General features: G+C 63.1%; 16 protein-coding genes. 11 read left to right on the forward strand and 5 right to left on the reverse strand.

What is annotated here, in order from left to right; all coding sequences use genetic code 11:
* Window positions 1-90: 90 nt before the first annotated feature.
* Window positions 91-1,512: a Mur ligase family protein gene (locus BLU29_RS13705; protein ID WP_091058986.1), complete on the forward strand. Its 1,422-nt coding sequence runs from the start codon at window positions 91-93 to the stop codon at window positions 1,510-1,512.
* Between the two features lie 96 nt (window positions 1,513-1,608).
* Complete coding sequence (locus tag BLU29_RS13710) at window positions 1,609-2,055, forward strand: transposase (protein WP_157693867.1); 447 nt, start codon at window positions 1,609-1,611, stop codon at window positions 2,053-2,055.
* An 83-nt stretch (window positions 2,056-2,138) separates the two neighbouring features.
* Here the strand turns inward: BLU29_RS13710 and rimO are convergent, their stop codons facing one another.
* Window positions 2,139-3,554: a 30S ribosomal protein S12 methylthiotransferase RimO gene (rimO, locus tag BLU29_RS13715; protein WP_091058991.1), complete on the reverse strand. Its 1,416-nt coding sequence runs from the start codon at window positions 3,552-3,554 to the stop codon at window positions 2,139-2,141.
* Between the two features lie 399 nt (window positions 3,555-3,953).
* Window positions 3,954-4,274, reverse strand: coding sequence for a rhodanese-like domain-containing protein (locus BLU29_RS13720; RefSeq protein WP_091058993.1), 321 nt, complete (start codon window positions 4,272-4,274; stop codon window positions 3,954-3,956).
* A gap of 185 nt (window positions 4,275-4,459) precedes the next feature.
* Here BLU29_RS13720 and BLU29_RS13725 point away from each other — a divergent pair, with 185 nt between their 5' ends.
* The 4 genes from BLU29_RS13725 (at window position 4,460) to truA (ending at window position 7,312) form a co-directional block, all read left to right on the forward strand.
* Window positions 4,460-5,548, forward strand: coding sequence for a mannose-1-phosphate guanylyltransferase (locus tag BLU29_RS13725; protein ID WP_091058995.1), 1,089 nt, complete (start codon window positions 4,460-4,462; stop codon window positions 5,546-5,548).
* 118 nt (window positions 5,549-5,666) lie between these two features.
* The gene (gene ruvX, locus BLU29_RS13730; protein WP_231962236.1) at window positions 5,667-6,116 is read left to right on the forward strand and encodes a Holliday junction resolvase RuvX; all 450 of its coding nucleotides are present in this window, start codon (window positions 5,667-5,669) and stop codon (window positions 6,114-6,116) included.
* 37 nt (window positions 6,117-6,153) lie between these two features.
* Window positions 6,154-6,534: a GxxExxY protein gene (locus BLU29_RS13735; RefSeq protein WP_091058998.1), complete on the forward strand. Its 381-nt coding sequence runs from the start codon at window positions 6,154-6,156 to the stop codon at window positions 6,532-6,534.
* Between the two features lie 25 nt (window positions 6,535-6,559).
* Window positions 6,560-7,312 carry a tRNA pseudouridine(38-40) synthase TruA gene (truA, locus tag BLU29_RS13740; RefSeq protein WP_091061160.1) on the forward strand — a complete coding sequence of 251 codons (753 nt, stop codon included), beginning with the start codon at window positions 6,560-6,562 and terminating at the stop codon, window positions 7,310-7,312.
* 49 nt (window positions 7,313-7,361) lie between these two features.
* Here the strand turns inward: truA and BLU29_RS13745 are convergent, their stop codons facing one another.
* A complete protein-coding gene (locus BLU29_RS13745; RefSeq protein WP_091058999.1) occupies window positions 7,362-7,727 on the reverse strand; it encodes a helix-turn-helix domain-containing protein in 366 nt (121 codons plus the stop codon).
* A gap of 273 nt (window positions 7,728-8,000) precedes the next feature.
* Here BLU29_RS13745 and BLU29_RS13750 point away from each other — a divergent pair, with 273 nt between their 5' ends.
* The 5 genes from BLU29_RS13750 to BLU29_RS13770 are packed head-to-tail and all read left to right on the forward strand — an operon-like array spanning window position 8,001 to window position 12,650.
* Entirely contained in the window at window positions 8,001-8,309 is a 309-nt protein-coding gene (locus BLU29_RS13750) for a hypothetical protein (RefSeq protein WP_091059002.1), read from the forward strand.
* 18 nt (window positions 8,310-8,327) lie between these two features.
* Window positions 8,328-9,056 (forward strand): ABC transporter ATP-binding protein, encoded by a 729-nt coding sequence (locus BLU29_RS13755; protein ID WP_091059004.1) that lies wholly within the window; start codon window positions 8,328-8,330, stop codon window positions 9,054-9,056.
* Window positions 9,053-10,453, forward strand: a complete 1,401-nt coding sequence (locus tag BLU29_RS13760; protein ID WP_091059007.1) for an FtsX-like permease family protein — start codon at window positions 9,053-9,055, stop codon at window positions 10,451-10,453. Before BLU29_RS13755 ends, BLU29_RS13760 begins: the two co-directional genes overlap by 4 nt.
* Window positions 10,454-10,455: 2 nt before the next feature.
* Window positions 10,456-11,247, forward strand: coding sequence for an outer membrane lipoprotein-sorting protein (locus tag BLU29_RS13765; RefSeq protein ID WP_157693868.1), 792 nt, complete (start codon window positions 10,456-10,458; stop codon window positions 11,245-11,247).
* On the forward strand, window positions 11,247-12,650 hold the full coding sequence (locus tag BLU29_RS13770) for a hypothetical protein (protein WP_091059012.1): 1,404 nt from the start codon (window positions 11,247-11,249) through the stop codon (window positions 12,648-12,650). The genes BLU29_RS13765 and BLU29_RS13770 overlap by 1 nt, the downstream gene beginning before the upstream one ends.
* 79 nt (window positions 12,651-12,729) lie before the next feature.
* On the opposite strand, the gene BLU29_RS13775 is transcribed toward BLU29_RS13770, so the two are convergent.
* Window positions 12,730-13,032 (reverse strand): hypothetical protein, encoded by a 303-nt coding sequence (locus tag BLU29_RS13775; RefSeq protein ID WP_172830272.1) that lies wholly within the window; start codon window positions 13,030-13,032, stop codon window positions 12,730-12,732.
* A complete protein-coding gene (locus BLU29_RS13780) occupies window positions 13,025-15,553 on the reverse strand; it encodes a S8 family serine peptidase (protein WP_091059017.1) in 2,529 nt (842 codons plus the stop codon). Before BLU29_RS13780 ends, BLU29_RS13775 begins: the two co-directional genes overlap by 8 nt.
* Window positions 15,554-15,809: the final 256 nt, after the last annotated feature.

Here is a 15,809-nt window from a genome sequence, read left to right on the forward strand (position 1 = left end):
TGGAGGGCGGAACCCGTCGCGGGCATTCCGCACGGGGGTGGAAATTCAGTGTTTATTAGTGCGCATTAGTGTCCATTAGTGGGCGGGGAAATGCGGATTTACTTCATGGGCATATGCGGGACGGCGATGGGCAACGCCGCGTTGCTCGCGCGCGCCGCCGGCCACGAGGTGCTCGGCGCCGACAGCGGCGTCTACCCGCCCATGAGCACCGTGCTGGCCGCGGCGGGCATCACACTCCACGAGGGCTACGATCCCGTGCGGCTGGAAAAGCTGGCCCCCGAGCTGGTCGTCGTCGGCAACGCCATGTCGCGCGGCAACGCCGAGGTCGAGTGGCTGCTCGACACCCGCGCCATCCCCTTTGTCTCGCTCCCGGCTTTTCTCTACGATGCCGTCCTGTCGGTCCGCCGCAACATCGTCATCGCCGGCACGCACGGCAAGACGACCACCACCGCGCTGACGGCCTTCCTGCTGCGCGCGAACGGCCGTGACCCCGGCTTCCTGATTGGCGGCGTGCCGCTCGACCCGCCGGTGGGCAACCACCTCGGCACGGCGGGCGACCCGTTCGTCATCGAGGGCGACGAATACGACAGCGCCTTCTTCGACAAGCGCAGCAAGTTCATCCACTACGCGCCGCACATCGCCGTGCTGAACAACCTCGAGTTCGACCACGCCGACATCTTCCGCGACCTGCCGGACGTGCAGCGGACGTTCCTGCACCTGACCCGCATCGTGCCGCGCAACGGCTGGGTCGTGCTCAACGGCGACGATGCCAACCTCAAGGCCCTCGGCCCGCTGGCGTGGACGCGCGTGGTGCGCGTCGGCCTCGAAGAGGGCAACGACCTCCGCATCGCCGGCTTTCGCGAGTCGGCCGAGGGCGTCTCTTTCCGGCTGATCTGGCAGGGCAAACCCTGGGCCGAGGTGAAGTGGACCCTGTCCGGCATCTTCAACGCCCGCAACGCCGCCATGGCCGCGCTCGCGGCCGGTCTGGCGCTTTTCCCCGACGACCCGACCAAGCTCAAGCTCGACGCCCTGGCGAAATTCCGCGGGGTGAAACGCCGTCAGGAGCTCCTGGTCGATACGCCCAGGCTGAAGGTGGTCGAGGATTTCGGCCACCACCCGACGGCGCTGGCCGAGACGTTGCAGTCGTTCCGCGCGCGGTTCCCGGGCCACATCATCCACGCGGCCTTCGAGCCGCGCAGCAACACGTCGCGCACGAAGGTCCTGCAGGCGGCTTTCCTGCGGGCGCTGGCGCTGGGCGACGAGATTTATATCGGCGCCATCGCGCGGCCGGAGAAACTGAAGCCGGAGGAGCGGTTCGACGTGGAGGCGGTCATCCAGCACCTGGCGACGCAGGGCGTGGACGCCTACACGGCGCCGACCCACGCCGCGCTGCTCGACATCCTGCAGGGCAAGGTCGCGGAGGAGACGGAGCGGCCCCAGGTCGTCGTCTTCTTCACCAACGGTTCGTTCGACGGGATTATCGGGAAGTTCGTGAAAGGCGTCACAGGGTAAGGAGGGTAGGGCGAGTCCTCCGGACGAGCCGCGACCACCTCTATTCGGGCGGAAAGATGGCTCATCCAAAGGATTTGCCCTACCCAATATAGCTGCGTGCCGAATTTGCCGCAGCGTCAGCGACTCTATCATGCGATCTCCCCTTGGGTGGCAGACACCTCACTTTATTTCGTGACCTTTTGCACGATACCTCGCGGAAAGAACCAACTTTGTGTGCCAGAAGTCGGGGAAAGGTTGCTGGCGTCGGCTGCCCACTATCATGTGGCGACTCGGTGGTGGATCAGGTTGTTTTTGCTGATGCCCGATCATGTGCATGCCTTGATGGCAGTGTCCAAAGGCGATTCATTGCCAGAGGCCGTGCGTATGTGGAAGGGATATCAAACCAAGAAGTTCGGTATCGAGTGGCAGGCGGGTTTTTTTGACCATCGTCTCCGTTCTGCTGAATCGGAGCAGGAAAAGGCGGATTATATTCGGATGAATCCCGTGCGAGCCGGATTGGTGCTGAAGCCGGAGGATTGGCCGTATTTTTGGCCCAAAGGGTAGGGCGAGTCGTCTCGACGAGCCGCGGCTCATCCGGAGGATTCGCCCTACCAATTCAAACGGTTCGTCCGGAGGGCTCGTCCTGCCTACTGCGCCTGCTTGGCGACCTTGAAGGCCGCGGGCTTTTCGCCCTTCGGCAGGGCGAGCAAATCGTAGTCCTGATAACCGGTGATCTTCACCTCGACGAATTCACCGACGGGCAGCTCGCGCGGCACGTAGACGCGGCCGTCGATGTCCGGCGCGTCGGCCTCGCCGCGGGCGACGCCGGGCTCCTCGACCAGAACCTTGAGCGTCTTGCCGACATAGGACTTGGACACTTCGGCGGCGATTTGCCGCTGCAGGCCCATCAGCGTGTGCCAGCGGGCTTCCTTCACCTTGGGGAGAATCTGGTCGGGCATCTTGGCGCCGCGCGTGCCTTCCTCCTGGGAGTAGCGAAACACGCCGAGGCGCTCGAATTTCGTCTGCTTGATGAAGGTGCAGAGCTCGGCGATATCGGCCTCGGTCTCGCCGGGGAAGCCGACGATAAAGGTGGTGCGGATGGCGATGCCCGGGATGCCGGCGCGGATGCGCTTGAGCAGGTCGCGGATGTAGTCACCGCTGGTCTCGCGCTGCATGCGCCCGAGCATGTGGTCGCTGATGTGCTGCAGCGGGATGTCGATATAGCGGGCGACCTTCGGGCACTCGGCGATGGTCTTGATCAGCTCGTCGCTCCAATGGGCCGGGTGCGTGTAGAGCAGGCGGATCCAGAAGTCGCCCTCGATGGCGTTGAGCTCGCGAAGGAGGGTGGTGAGCGCGGTCCCGCGCGAGGAATCGACCGGCGTGCGGGGATTCGGGCGCTGCTCCCAGGTGTCCATGCCGAAAAAGGTCGTGTCCTGCGAGATGAGGTTGAGTTCCTTGACGCCCTCCCTAACCAGCTGGCGCGCCTCGGCGACGACGCTGGCGACGGTGCGGCTGCGGTGGCGGCCGCGGATCTGCGGGATGATGCAGAAGGTGCACGGGTGGTTGCAGCCTTCCGCGATCTTCATGTAGGCAAAATGCTTCGGCGTGAGCCGGAAGCGCGGTGTGTCGAAGTCCGGGATGTAGGTGGACTTGCCCTCGATGAAATTGGCCGGCGCCTCGTCCTGGCCGCGCTCCTTGGCGTAGATGCCCTCGATGATCGGCGCGACCTTCGTGATCTGGTCGAGGCCGATGAAGGCGTCGACCTCGTCGTGCAGCGACGACGAGAGGTCCTTCGAGAACCGCTGCGACATGCAGCCGGCGACGATGAGCTTCTGTTCCTTGCGGCGCTTGGTCATCCCGCGGCTCTGGTGGACCTCGAGGATGTGGCCGATCGATTCCTCCTTGGACGAGTCGATGAACGAGCAGGTGTTGACGATGACGACGTCGGCCTTCTCGGCGTCGGGGATCACGGCCATGCCGGCCTGATGCAGGTGGCCGACCATGATCTCGCTATCCACGAGATTCTTCGCGCAACCGAGGGAGATGAGACTGACCTTGATCATGGATCGAAATGTAGGAGCCTGCTTGCAGGCGATGGGATGTTACGCGAGACGGTAAAGAATCGCCTGCAAGCAGGCTCCTACAAGGAAAGGCTGAATAAAAAACGGCGGTCATAGACCGCCGCTACAGATCAGAGGCGGGAGAAAGCTTACTTCTTGGCCTTGGCGATCTTGGCCTTCAGGGCGGCATTGCGACGCTTGTGGTAAGCGAGGCGGCGTTTCTTTTTGATGTGCTTGTTGGTTTGTTGACCCATGGTGAGATGAATTGAGGGGAACTTGTCCTGAAAGCCCGGGCCGGAGTCAAGCGGTGGATTGAAACGTAGGGCCGGTGCTAGTCGCCGGGCCGTTTGGCAAGAGGGGTCCGCCGGCAAGCGGCGACCCTACAAGGGCCTCCAGCACCATTCAATACCGCGCCAAACCCGGGTCGATTTGCTCGGCCCAGGCGTCGATGCCGCCCGCGACGTTGGTGACCTGCGCGAAGCCGTTGGCCCGCAGGAACTGGGTGACCCGCAGGCTGCGGCCGCCATGATGGCAAATCACCAGGATGGGCTGGTCGCGGGGCAGGGAGGAAACGTTTTCCGGGATCTGCCGCATCGGGATGTGCCGGCTGCCGGTCACGGCGCAGATCTGGACCTCAAACGGCTCGCGGACGTCGAGAAGCAGAGCTCCGTCGCCCAGCTTTTGGGCGGCAGTGGCGACGTCGGTTTCGAGCGGGATGTCCATGGCGGGCCGCGGAACATGGTGCCGAAGGAGCGAAAAGCAACACGGCATGTTTTGGCAGAGTGGGAGCGGGTTTAGCCCGCGACAGGTCGGGGCATAAAGCCCCTCCCACCACCAACCCGTCCGGAGGCCGGGTTCCACCTCAATATGCCGTTGACCCCGACAGGGTCGGGGATGTCGTTAGCGGCATGTCCGAACGTTTTGTCGTGATCATGGCCGGCGGCCGCGGAGAGCGGTTCTGGCCCCAAAGCCGCGAAGCCACCCCCAAGCACCTGCTGCCCATCGTCGGCGACAAGCCGATGCTGGCCCAGACCGTGGACCGGGTCGCCGGCATCGTGCCGCCCGCGAACATCTTCGTCATCACCACGCAGGCCCAGCTGGCGGGCTGTCGCGCCGCCTGCACCGGCCTGCCCGCGGCCAATATCGTCGCCGAGCCCATGGGCCGCGACACCGCCGCCGCGACCGGCCTGGCGATGCTGCTGGTCAAGCAGCGCAACCCCGCGGCGGCGTTCGCCATGCTGCCGGCGGACCATGTCATCCACGACACCGCCGAATACGCGAAGCTGCTCAACGTCGCGTTTGAGTCCGCCGAGTGCGCCGACGTGCTCGTGACTCTCGGCATCAAGCCGGCCACGCCCGAGACTGGTTTCGGCTACATCCAGCAGGCAGGCCCGTGGAAAAAAGTCGGCGGCCGCGACGTGATGGCCGTAAAGCGCTTCGTGGAGAAGCCGAATCTGGAGACGGCCAGGGGTTACCTCGCCTCGGGCGAATACTTCTGGAATGCCGGTATGTTCGTCTGGCGCGTGCCGGTCGTTGAGGCGGCCTTCAAGGCGCATGCGGCGGAACTCTACGCCGGGCTGGCGCAGCTCGAGGCCGCGGCCAAGACGGCCGGGGGCTGGACCAGGGCGCTGTCGGAAATCTATCCGACGCTGAAGAAAATCTCCGTGGACTATGCGCTGATGGAGAAGTCGACCAACGTGGTCGTGGTGCCGGCGACGTTTGATTGGGATGACGTCGGCGCGTGGCCGGCGATCGCCAAGCATTTCACGCCGGACGCCGCCGGCAACGTCCTGCGCGGACTGGCGATGGTCGAGGGCGGCGCCAACAACATCGTCGTCTCGACCGACGGCCACCTGACCGGCGTGGTGGGTGTCAGCGACCTCGTCGTGGTGCACACCGCCGAGGCCACGCTCGTGTGCCCCAAGGACAAGGCGCAGGAGATCAAGGCGCTGCTCGAGCGCCTGAAGTCGGATCCGGCGAAGAAGAAGTTCCTCTGACCAGCAGAGTCCGAAAACCACGAATGGGCACGAATGAACACGAATTGAGGACCGATTCGAACCGGAGCACCTTGGTTGTCATTCGTGCCTATGGGTGTCCATTCGTGGTTGTTCCGTCTTGTTCCGCCTGACCATGCGCTGCCTGGGCATCGATTACGGCACGAAGCGCGTCGGCCTGGCCCACGGGGACGACATCGGGGTCGCCACGCCGCTGCCCGCCCTGACCGACGCCGACGAGGCCGCCCGCTGGACCAAGCTCGGCGAGGTGATCAAGCAGCGCCGCATCACCGACCTCGTGCTCGGCTATCCTTACAACATGGACGGCTCCGTCGGTTTCAAGGCGAAGGAAGTCGACGCGTTCGCGGCGAAACTGAAGACGGCTTTCGGGCTCCCCGTGCACCTGGTGGACGAGACGCTCACGAGCGACGCGGCGGAATCTTCCATCGCGAAGAAGGACCGGCGCGGCGTGCGCGACTCGGGGCTGATCGACTCGCGCGCCGCGTGCCTGATCCTGCAGGACTATCTCGATCAAAAGTTCCCACCGACTTTAACGGGCCAAGATACATAACCACGGAATACACCGAACACACGGAAAGGAGAGGCCCATGACTACGAAATTGATCCATGCTGATGAGACGCATGCCCTGCTCGGAGCATGCTTTGAGGTATACAAAGAGAAAGGATGCGGCTTTCTGGAGGCAGTCTTCCAGGAATGTTTGGAGTTCGAATTCACGGATCGCGGAATCCCGTTCAAGGCTCAGGCACCATTGCAGATACATTACAAGGGACGCCCACTGAGGCAGAGTTATCAGCCTGATTTCCTGTGCTTCGATAAGGTGATTCTTGAGATCAAGGCGGTATCAAAGTTGGCGGATGAACACCGGGCCCAGGTTCACAATTACCTCAGGGCGACAGGCTGCCGGGTCGGGTTGCTGGTGAATTTTGGCCATTTCCCGTTGGTTGAACACGAACGGATTGTGCTCTGAGCTTTCCGTGTATTCCGTCTGTTCCGTGGTTAAAAATCATAAACCCTCCCGCTGGAAATGCGTCTGCGCCTACGACGGCGGGCCGTTCAACGGCTGGCAGAGCCAGGAGGGCGGCAACACGATCCAAGACCTGATCGAGAAGCAGCTGAAGAAGATCTTCGGCCGACAGATCCGCATCGAGGGCAGCGGCCGCACCGACTCGGGCGTCCATGCCCATGCCCAGGTGTTTCATTTCGACGCGGCGTGGAGGCACGGCGCCGGCAAGCTGCGGCTGGCGCTGCAGACCGGCCTGCCGCGCAGCATCCAGCTGAAAACCCTGCGCGCGGTCTCGGCGAAATTTCACGCCCGCTTCAACGCCAAGGGGAAGATCTACCGCTATCACCTCCACCTTGGCGCGGCGGACCCGTTCGAGACGGCCTATTGCTGGTCGCTCAACCGCGAGCTCGACTGGCCGGCGGTGCAGGCCGCGGCCAAGGTGCTACGCGGGAAGCACGACTTCTGGGCCTTCTCCGGCGAGAACGACCGGACCTACGAGACGACCGTCCGCGACCTGCGCCGGCTGGATGTGAACCGCAAGGGCCCGCGCATCACCTTCACGTTCGAGGCCGACGGCTTCATCTACAAGATGGCGCGCAGCCTGACCGGCGCGCTCGTCAATGTCGGCCTCGGCAAGCTCACGCCGTCGGACCTGGCGGGCCTGATCAAGAGCCGGCGGCGCATCCCGACGGTGGTGACGGCGCCGCCGCAGGGCCTGTTTTTAGTCAAAGTGATTTACTGATCCGGAATATTAAACACAGAGCGCGCAGAGATCGCGGAGGGAATTCTACTTACTTGGAGGGTGCCAACAGCGCCTGTGTGCCCTTTTCCCAATTCAGACCCCAATCGCGAATCGATTTGAGCACCGGGCCCAAGGCGCGGCCCTTGGCCGTCAGTTGATACGCCGGGTGCTTTGAGCCGTCCGCCGCTCCGGTCAGTTCCACAATCCCGTGATTTTGAAGGCGCTCCAGGCGTTCGCTGAGGATGTTCGTGGGGATGCCCTCCGGCGAGGCCATGAATTCCTTGAAGCGCTGCCGGCCGAGCGCAAGGTCACGGATCACCAGCAACGACCACCGGTCGCCGAAAAGATCGAGGCTGCACGCCACCGGGCACGGTGAACGGCGCGCATTTTGGGCGGAAGCTCGCGGCTTGGGCATGGAAAACAGTATGCAGCTGCGAAAAAGGCTTGCAAGTCGCAAGTAAGCTTACTTGCGTAATGCAAGTATGAGCTCTCCACCGCTTTTTCCCCCGCCGTCTTCCGGTTCCGCCCCGGGCCGGTCGTCGGCAAAGCCGGTTCTGCAACTAACATGAAAAACTCAAGATCATCCGGTAAGCGTTGGTTCACGATTGCAGCCGCAGTCGTTTTTATCGCTGGCACTGTCGCGTCGTCGTCCGGTCAGCCGCTGGCTCCTCCTCCCGCCACCAGGGTCATGGTCAGCCTCACGATAAAAACCGGCGTCCCCCGGGAGGAGCTGATGCAAGCCATGCCCGACGAAATCCGGGCGACGGTGAAGCTCTACCTCGAGGGCAAGATCGACCAGTGGTATTCTCGCACCGATGGGCAAGGCGTCGTCTTTCTCGTTAACGGCAAAGATGCCGACGAGGCGAGGACGCTCATGGGCGACCTGCCTTTGGCCAGAAGGGGCCTCGCCGAATTCACCTACACCCCGCTCAGTCCGTTGGCGCCCCTAAAGCTCCTTCTTCAAACCCCCGCCGCCGGACCCCGGAATACGCCTTGAGTGACCAAAAGATAATCCATGACAAACAATGAACAGACTGCAGTGGTCTTCGAAAACGTTTCCAAGACCTACCGAATGGGTGAGATCCAGGTCCCGGCCCTGAAGGGCGTAAACTTGGCGATCCGCGAGAGGCGTTTCTCGATGGTGCTTGGGCCCTCGGGCAGCGGAAAGACGACGCTCCTGAACCTCATCGGTTGCCTGGACCAGGCGACCGCGGGCGTCGTCACCGTCTGCGGGCAGAATATCAGCGAGCTCTCGGACGGCGCGATCTCCAAGTTCCGCGCGCAGCACATCGGTTTCATCTTTCAAAACTTCAATTTGATCCCGGTTTTATCCGCCTACGAGAACATCGAATACCCGCTGGTCCTGCTTGGGGTCGCCGCTTTGGAGCGAAAAGCGCGCACCGGGCAGATCCTGGAATCCGTCGGCCTGAGCCACGTTGCCGAGCACCGCCCAAATCAGCTCAGCGGCGGCCAAAAACAGCGCGTAGCGATCGCCCGCGCGCTGGTGAAGGGTCCCAGTCTCGTTCTCGCGGACGAGCCCACCGCCAACCTGGATTCGAAAACCGGCGCGGCGATCATCGAGCTTATGCACAATGTCCAAGAGCAGTATGGGGCGACCTTTGTCTTCTCCACCCATGACCCGCAGTTGATCTCACATGCCCAGGACTCGTTTGTGATTCGCGACGGCGAATTGATCGAGCACCGGGTGAGCGAAGGCCATCCTCAACCAGTGGAGGCGAAATGAACACCATCAAGATTGCTTCCAGGAGCATCCTGCGAAATGTCCGGCGCAGCCTCATGACCGTGCTCGCCATCTCGGTGGGCGCAAGTTCGATGGTCGTCTTCGGCGAATTCGTTTTCCGGGTCTTTGCACAACTTGAGACCCGCGGGGTGATCTCGGGCGGCCACATTGCGGTCTACCGCAGCGGCTACTTCGACTACGGAACGGGCAATCCCGCGGCTTACGGGATCCGTGACTACCAATCGCTCCTCGACTTGATCGCCAACGACCCGGTGTTGAAGCCCAAGATCAATGTTGCGACTCCTACCATCAATCTCTTTGGGATCGCCGCCAACTTCGAATCGGAAGCGTCCAAGACGTTTTTCGGCCGCGGCGTGGTGGCGGCCGACTACAACCAGATGCAGCAATGGGATGAGCACGACCTGAAGGATTTCGTCGTCGATTCGAACATCAACCTGGAGGATTCGGCCCACGGAAATGTCGGGGTGGGTCTCGCCAGAATCCTGAAGCTCACAAAGGCGCTGAAACTCGATTCCGGCCCGCCGCCATTGGGCACGGAGGAGCAAGCGCGCAGCGGGCACACGGATGCAAAGCGGGACTTCGCCAGCCTGGAGGAGCGCGGGAAGGACGGCTCAAGTGCCAGCGGGAGCCCGACCGCGGCGCGGCTCGACCTGCTGGCGGCAACGTCCGCCGGCGCTCCGAACGTGGTGAACTTCTTTGTCGACAAGGCCATCTCGCAGGGAATGAAGGAGGTGGACGATTCGTTCGTGCTCATGAACTTCGAGCTGTCCCAGCAGCTTCTTTTTGGCCGCGGGGAAAAGCAGGCGGTGGGCATCGTATTGCAGCTTCACCATACGCGCGACATACCGGCCGTCCGCGCGCGACTGAATCAGCTCTTCAAGGAGAAGAAGCTGGATCTGGAGGTCAGGGACCTCAAAGAGCTCCAGCCGTTCTACAAACAGGCCGTCGGTATGTTTTCGGCGATCTTCATGTTTGTGGCGGTCATCATGATTGTGATCGTGCTCTTTACCGTCGTGAACACGATGAGCATGAGTGTCATGGAGCGGACCCAGGAGATCGGGACCCTGCGGGCTCTCGGCCTCGGCAGAACGGGAGTGCTGGCGCAATTCGTCCTGGAGGGTGCACTGCTGGGACTCATCGGCACGATTGTCGGACTGCTGATCGGGTTCGCGATCAGCCAAATCGTCAACCGCGCCGGCCTGACCTGGCAGCCTCCGGGATCGGCCTTTCCGGTGCCGCTCAAGCTCATGACCAATGGAGCCATAACCCTGTTCCTGGGCGTCGGGCTCGGGCTGTCCGCGATCGCGACCCTGGCGGCCTTGATCCCGGCGCGGAATGCGGCGCGCATGAAAGTCGTGGATGCCTTGGGACACGTATGAACATGAAAACGAGATCCATTCTTGGCGCCGTGATGTGCTCCCTCTTGTTCCGGGGAATTGCCTTCGCGCAACCCGAACCCACCGCGCAGGAGATCATCACTCGGGCCGATGAGGTAAGAAACCCGAAGGAGCCGTTCCAGGTGACGATTCAACTTGCCGAATACATCAACGGGACCGCCCGGAACGATGTCACTCTGACGCTCTTCTCAAAGCGGGCCGGAGCCGCGGAACGGTTTCGCAACCTCGTGCGTTATGCTGAGCCCGCGCGGGACCGAGGAAAGAGTGTCCTGATGGACGGCACGGTCATGTGGTTCTACGACCCGGCCTCGAAGACGAGCGTCCGCATTTCGCCCGAGCAGCGACTCGTGGGTCAGGCCTCCCAGGGCGATGTCATGACCGTGAACCTGGCAAGGGATTACTCGGCCAGGTTGATCGGGTCGGCGGAGGGCGAGGCCATCCCGGACGCCGACAAAGTCGTGCGGAACTGCTGGCATCTCGAGCTATCCCCGAAAGACAGCGACGCGATCTATGCCAAGGCTGAGTATTGGGTCGAAAAGGATTCGTTTCACCCGGTCAAGGGGAGGTTTTATTCCGACAGCGGACGGCTGCTGAAGATCACCTACTACCATCGCTACGAGAAGCATCTGGGAGCAGAACGGCCGGCGGAAACGATCATCATCGATGCCGTAAATTCCAAGCTCGTTACGACAATGGGTTTTCAGGGTTATCGCGGAATGGAGATTCCGGACAGTTGGTATCAACGCGAATACCTGCCGCGGCTGAAATTGGAGTGATGCGAACCCTTGTCGCAGCGTGTGCGTGTGTTGCGTTCTGCCCAGGCCTTGGGGCGCGCGCAAGCGGCGCGGACGATCCGGGTTCGGACTTGGACGCGATCCCCACGAGTGTCTTCAACGCCAAACCGCCGACGGCACCCGCGTTGCAGGCCACCCGCACTGAGAGCCGGGTTTTTCTGGAAAGCGCGCTGACGACCTGGAGGAATCGAAGCAATCTCCTGGTGCCGGCGCCAAACGTCCAACCCGGCTATCAGGAACGGCTGAGCCTGGATGCGTCGTATCAATGGAAGGCAACCGACGCGCTCCGGTTCAGCCTGAGCGACCGACTCAACGCCTTCGCCGGCGATGCGATCTCGTGGCCAAGTTCCGGCAGTCTGCGCAATGACCTGCGCGAGGCATTCGCCTCCGACGAAGTCGCTTCGCAGACATACGTGGAGGTCGGGAGGATCAATCTGAAGAACGGACCCGCCCTGGGATATAATCCGACCGATTTCTTCAAGGCGCGCGCACAAGTAAATCTTGCGTCGATTGATCCCTCGGCGTCGAAACAAGACCGGCTCGGTGTTTTGATGATATATGGCCAAAAGCTTTTGGCCGGTGGAGCCTTTACCGTGGCTTTCGCCCCCGGGGTGCGGCACGTGACGCGGCAGCTCACCGGCGCTCCCGCCCCCTTCGATCCCCTGTTCGGGCAAACCAATTCCTCTCCGCGCTACCTGGCATCGTTGAGCTGTGATCTCGCGGGCTTGAACCCGCAGGTCCTCCTGTTTCACGACAGCGTCGGCACCCATCTCGGCGCCAGTTTGAGCCGTGTCATGAGCAACAATGTGGTGATGTATGCCGAATGGTCCGGGTGCGAGGAGGGCACCCTGAGCCGTCGTGCCATCGCATTTGGAGAGGCGACCGGGAGCATTCCGTCCGGCTCCCCGGTTATTCCGCAGTTGTCCACCTCGGAGGGGTTTCAAAATGACGCGGCGGTCGGAGTATCCTGGACCAATAGTTCCAGGATGACACTTAACGTGGAGTTTCACTATCATCAGTCTGGTTTCACGCGCCGCGAATTCGACCAGTGGATCACCTTGGGTCGGTCGCATACACAGCTGGCCGCCGAGCTGTGGTTTGTCCGCGTATATGCTGCGGATCAGGCGGAACCGCTGATGCAACAACAGATCTTCGCGCGATTGGATTGGCAGGATGCGTTCTTGAAATACCTGGATCTCGGGGTGGTCGGTTTCATCAATCCATTCGATCGCTCAACGCTGGCGCAGCTCTCGGTGCAATATGATCTGTCGAAGCACTGGACGCTGGGGTTTTATGAAACCGCCGCCTTCGGTTCGTCAAATCAAGAGAAAGGCAGCATTCCTTGGGCGAAGAATTCGGCCTTTCAAATCATTCGATACTTTTGACGGGGGGGATTGCGTGGGCGGCACTCAAATCACGGGGCGACCGGATTCCCGCCGGTTGCCGTTGCTTCGGGCCGCGTGATCAGTGCTGTCTTGACGAGGTGAAACGGGCCAAGGGAGGAACCGCCGGCACTTCCGGGATGAATCCGGTGCGGTTGCAGCAGTCGCAATAGACCAGCAGGCCGGACTTCCCGTCATAAAGCATTCCCGCGCCCTCGCACCAGGGGCACGGGGTTTTCCCGGCGGGCGGTTCGCTGGCGCCGAACAGGATCGCCTTGTAGCGGCGCCAGAGCGCCGCCAGGCCGTTCTTTGGCTCGTGTAACACTCCGCTCGGCATGGCTGTAGGGGGTTGGGTTTCGGGTTTGGCCGCGGGCGGGCTATTCAAGGGAGAAGCTGTCGCGGAAGCTGTTCAGTGCGGCGGCTAGTTCCCCGCGACTAAGGGTGTCGCTGGGCCGGAACTGGACCGTGCCCGGATTCAGGAACACGGCCGTGAGGAAACCCTTGTTCAACGCGATCTGGGCGTAGCCGCGCTGGTCAGCCGGGATGTCGGCCAGGTCGGCGACGACGAAGCTGTTGCCGTTGGCATCGGTCGCGGTCACGGCGGTGCCGGCGAGCGCCCGGGCCTGCGCATCCTGGCCGAGAGCGCGGACGAGCGCGACGGCAAGTTCGAGGCGGGTGATGGTGTTGTTCGGCAGGAATGAGCCGTTCACGGGTGCGAGCAGGCCGTCCACGCGGTAGTCGAAATGCCGCAGCGTGGCGCCTTGTGCGGTGATTGCCGCCGCAAGCGGCTGCAGCGAGCCCGTTGCGTCGGGGAACGTCGCGCCGTTGACGGCCTGGCGGAGCGGCGTGTTGATCGTCATGGCATCGGCGAAATCGGCGCGCGTCACGGTCCACCACGGGCGGAAAGTGTTGTCGCCGAAAGTGTCGAGATAGCGGTGCTTCAGCGCATGGATGATTTCGCTCTCGTAAGGAGTGCCGGCGATGTCGGATACGGGCGGGAGGTTGAAGGTCGTGCGGTCGATGAAGGTGTTGACCTGATCGGGCAGCGCGAGCGCCACCGGCGAAGTGGCTTGTGGGACGGCGGCGAGGCCGCGGGCGCCGCGCACCTCGACCACCCAGTCGCCCGGGGGCGGGCTGACCACGCGCACGTAGCGGCGCGGCGTGTCGGTGACGAAGAGCACGCTGCCGGCGTTGGAGTAGGTGTGGCCGTCCGGACTGTAGAGCCGCAGGATCAGGATGTTGCCGAAGAGCGTGAGGTCGGTGTTGCCGTATTGGATGGCGACCTCGAGCAGGTCCGTGCCGGAGGAGATGGTGAAGTGGCGGGCGTTGGAGCTGTCGGGTCCGGGCGTGGCTGTCGGGCTGTAGGCGATGGTGAAGGTCTCGGTGGGCGCCTTGGTCGTGGTGACCTGGGCATTGTAGCTGGTGCGGGCAAGCGAGGCATAGGGTTTGGACAGGTTAAAGGCGTTGTCGACGGCAGCCCAGGCGTTGACGTAGCCCGCGCCGACTTCCCACTCGGCATAACCCGGCATGGCCGTGGCGGTGTCGACCAGGATCTGCTTCACTTGGTCGGGGGTGAGCAGCGGGTTGGCGTTTAGCATCAGGGCGACCACGCCCGCGATGTGCGGCGTGGCCATCGAGGTGCCGGAGATCTGGGTGTAGAAGGGCAGGTAGGCCGGGGGAATCTCGGTGTCGCTGGTCAGGCCGTTGGCGACGACGTTGCTCGAGGAGCGAGTGGAAACGATGGCGGCGGTGAACTTGCCGGCATCGGTCGCGAACTCACGCCCGGTGCCGGGCGCGGTGACCGTGGGCGCGTTGAAGTCGTCGTTCGGATCGGAGTTCGCCAGACGCTGATCCTTTGGCACGCCGCGCGACGAGAAGCTCGCAAGCCCGCCCTCCTTGGTGCCGGCGGCGACGCCGATGACCCATGGCGCCTTGGCGTAGGGGTTCATCGTGTCGGGCGCGGGGCCGTTGTTGCCGGCAGCGAAGACGACGGTGATGTTGCGGTCGTGCGCGGTCTTGGTGGCTATGTTGATGGGGTCGGCCGGGTCGAACGCGCCCGTGCCGCCCCAGGAGTTGGAGATGACGCGGATGTGGTAGCGCGGCTGGTTGGCGAGCGACCACTCGAAGCCACCCAGCGCCGCAAGGATGAACTCCACGGCGCCGGAGCCGCAGCCGATGAGCCTGGCCCCCGGGGCGACGCCGCGGTAGAGCCCGCCGGAGCGAACCCCCGAGCCGCCGACGATACCGGCGCAGTGCGTGCCGTGGCCGATGTGGGTGTCGGTGTTGGGCACATTCTCGACGAAAACCAGCGGCGTGAAGCCATAGAGCGAGGGCGCAAGGCCCAGCGCCGAGGAGGTGGCCTGGTCCGCGACAATCTGGACGTTCTGGACGACATGGTCGCCGAACATCAGGTCGGCGTGCGTGGCGTCGATGCCGCTGTCGTTTATGACCACCGAGAAATCTCCGCTGCCGAAGACCGGTGTGCCGCCGTTGGCGAGGGTGAGGGCGGGGTCGGACTGGAGCTGGTCCACGCCGGTGAGCACCCGCGCCTCATGCATGTAGTAGTTCAGCGGGTCGTTGGCCCAGATCGAGCGGACCGCGGGGTTGCCGGCCAGGGCGTTGACCTGCGCGACGGTGGCGTTGACGGCGACCATGCCGAGGGTGGGAAGGGTCTGGCCGGTGGTGAGGCCGGCGGCGCGCAGGGCATCGAGATGCGTGGTGGTGAGACCGCCATCAACATTGTTGAAGGCAACGATGACGGTGCCAACGGAGTCGGTGGGCAGCAGGGCAGAGGTTTTGGCCCCCAAGGAAGGCCCCAGGGTGGCGGCGGAGGCGGTGAGGGACAGGCACAGGCCGGCGCACCAGAAAGCGCAGACGAGTGCCAAGGATAATTTTGAGAGTTTCATGGGATGGGGGCTTTTCCCAAGCAGACCATATTCGGCCGGGGTCAGGCATGGGGTGGGAACCCCGAAACGCCCCGGCTGCCACCTCCCGGGGCCTGCGGCCAGTGGAAGAACAGATTCAAGCGGCGCGCCGGCAATTTCTTTCGCGGAGCCGGGTGCGGCGCGCGGCCAGCACCGATTTCATGCATTTTTCATGGGAACCGGTTTGTAGGCGGAACGCCGACAAGTGGCTGTGCGCGGCACCGACAGGATAATCAGC

Origin of the sequence: Opitutus sp. GAS368 (assembly GCF_900104925.1) — a bacterium.
In the GTDB taxonomy this organism is placed as follows: Bacteria; Verrucomicrobiota; Verrucomicrobiia; order Opitutales; family Opitutaceae; genus Lacunisphaera.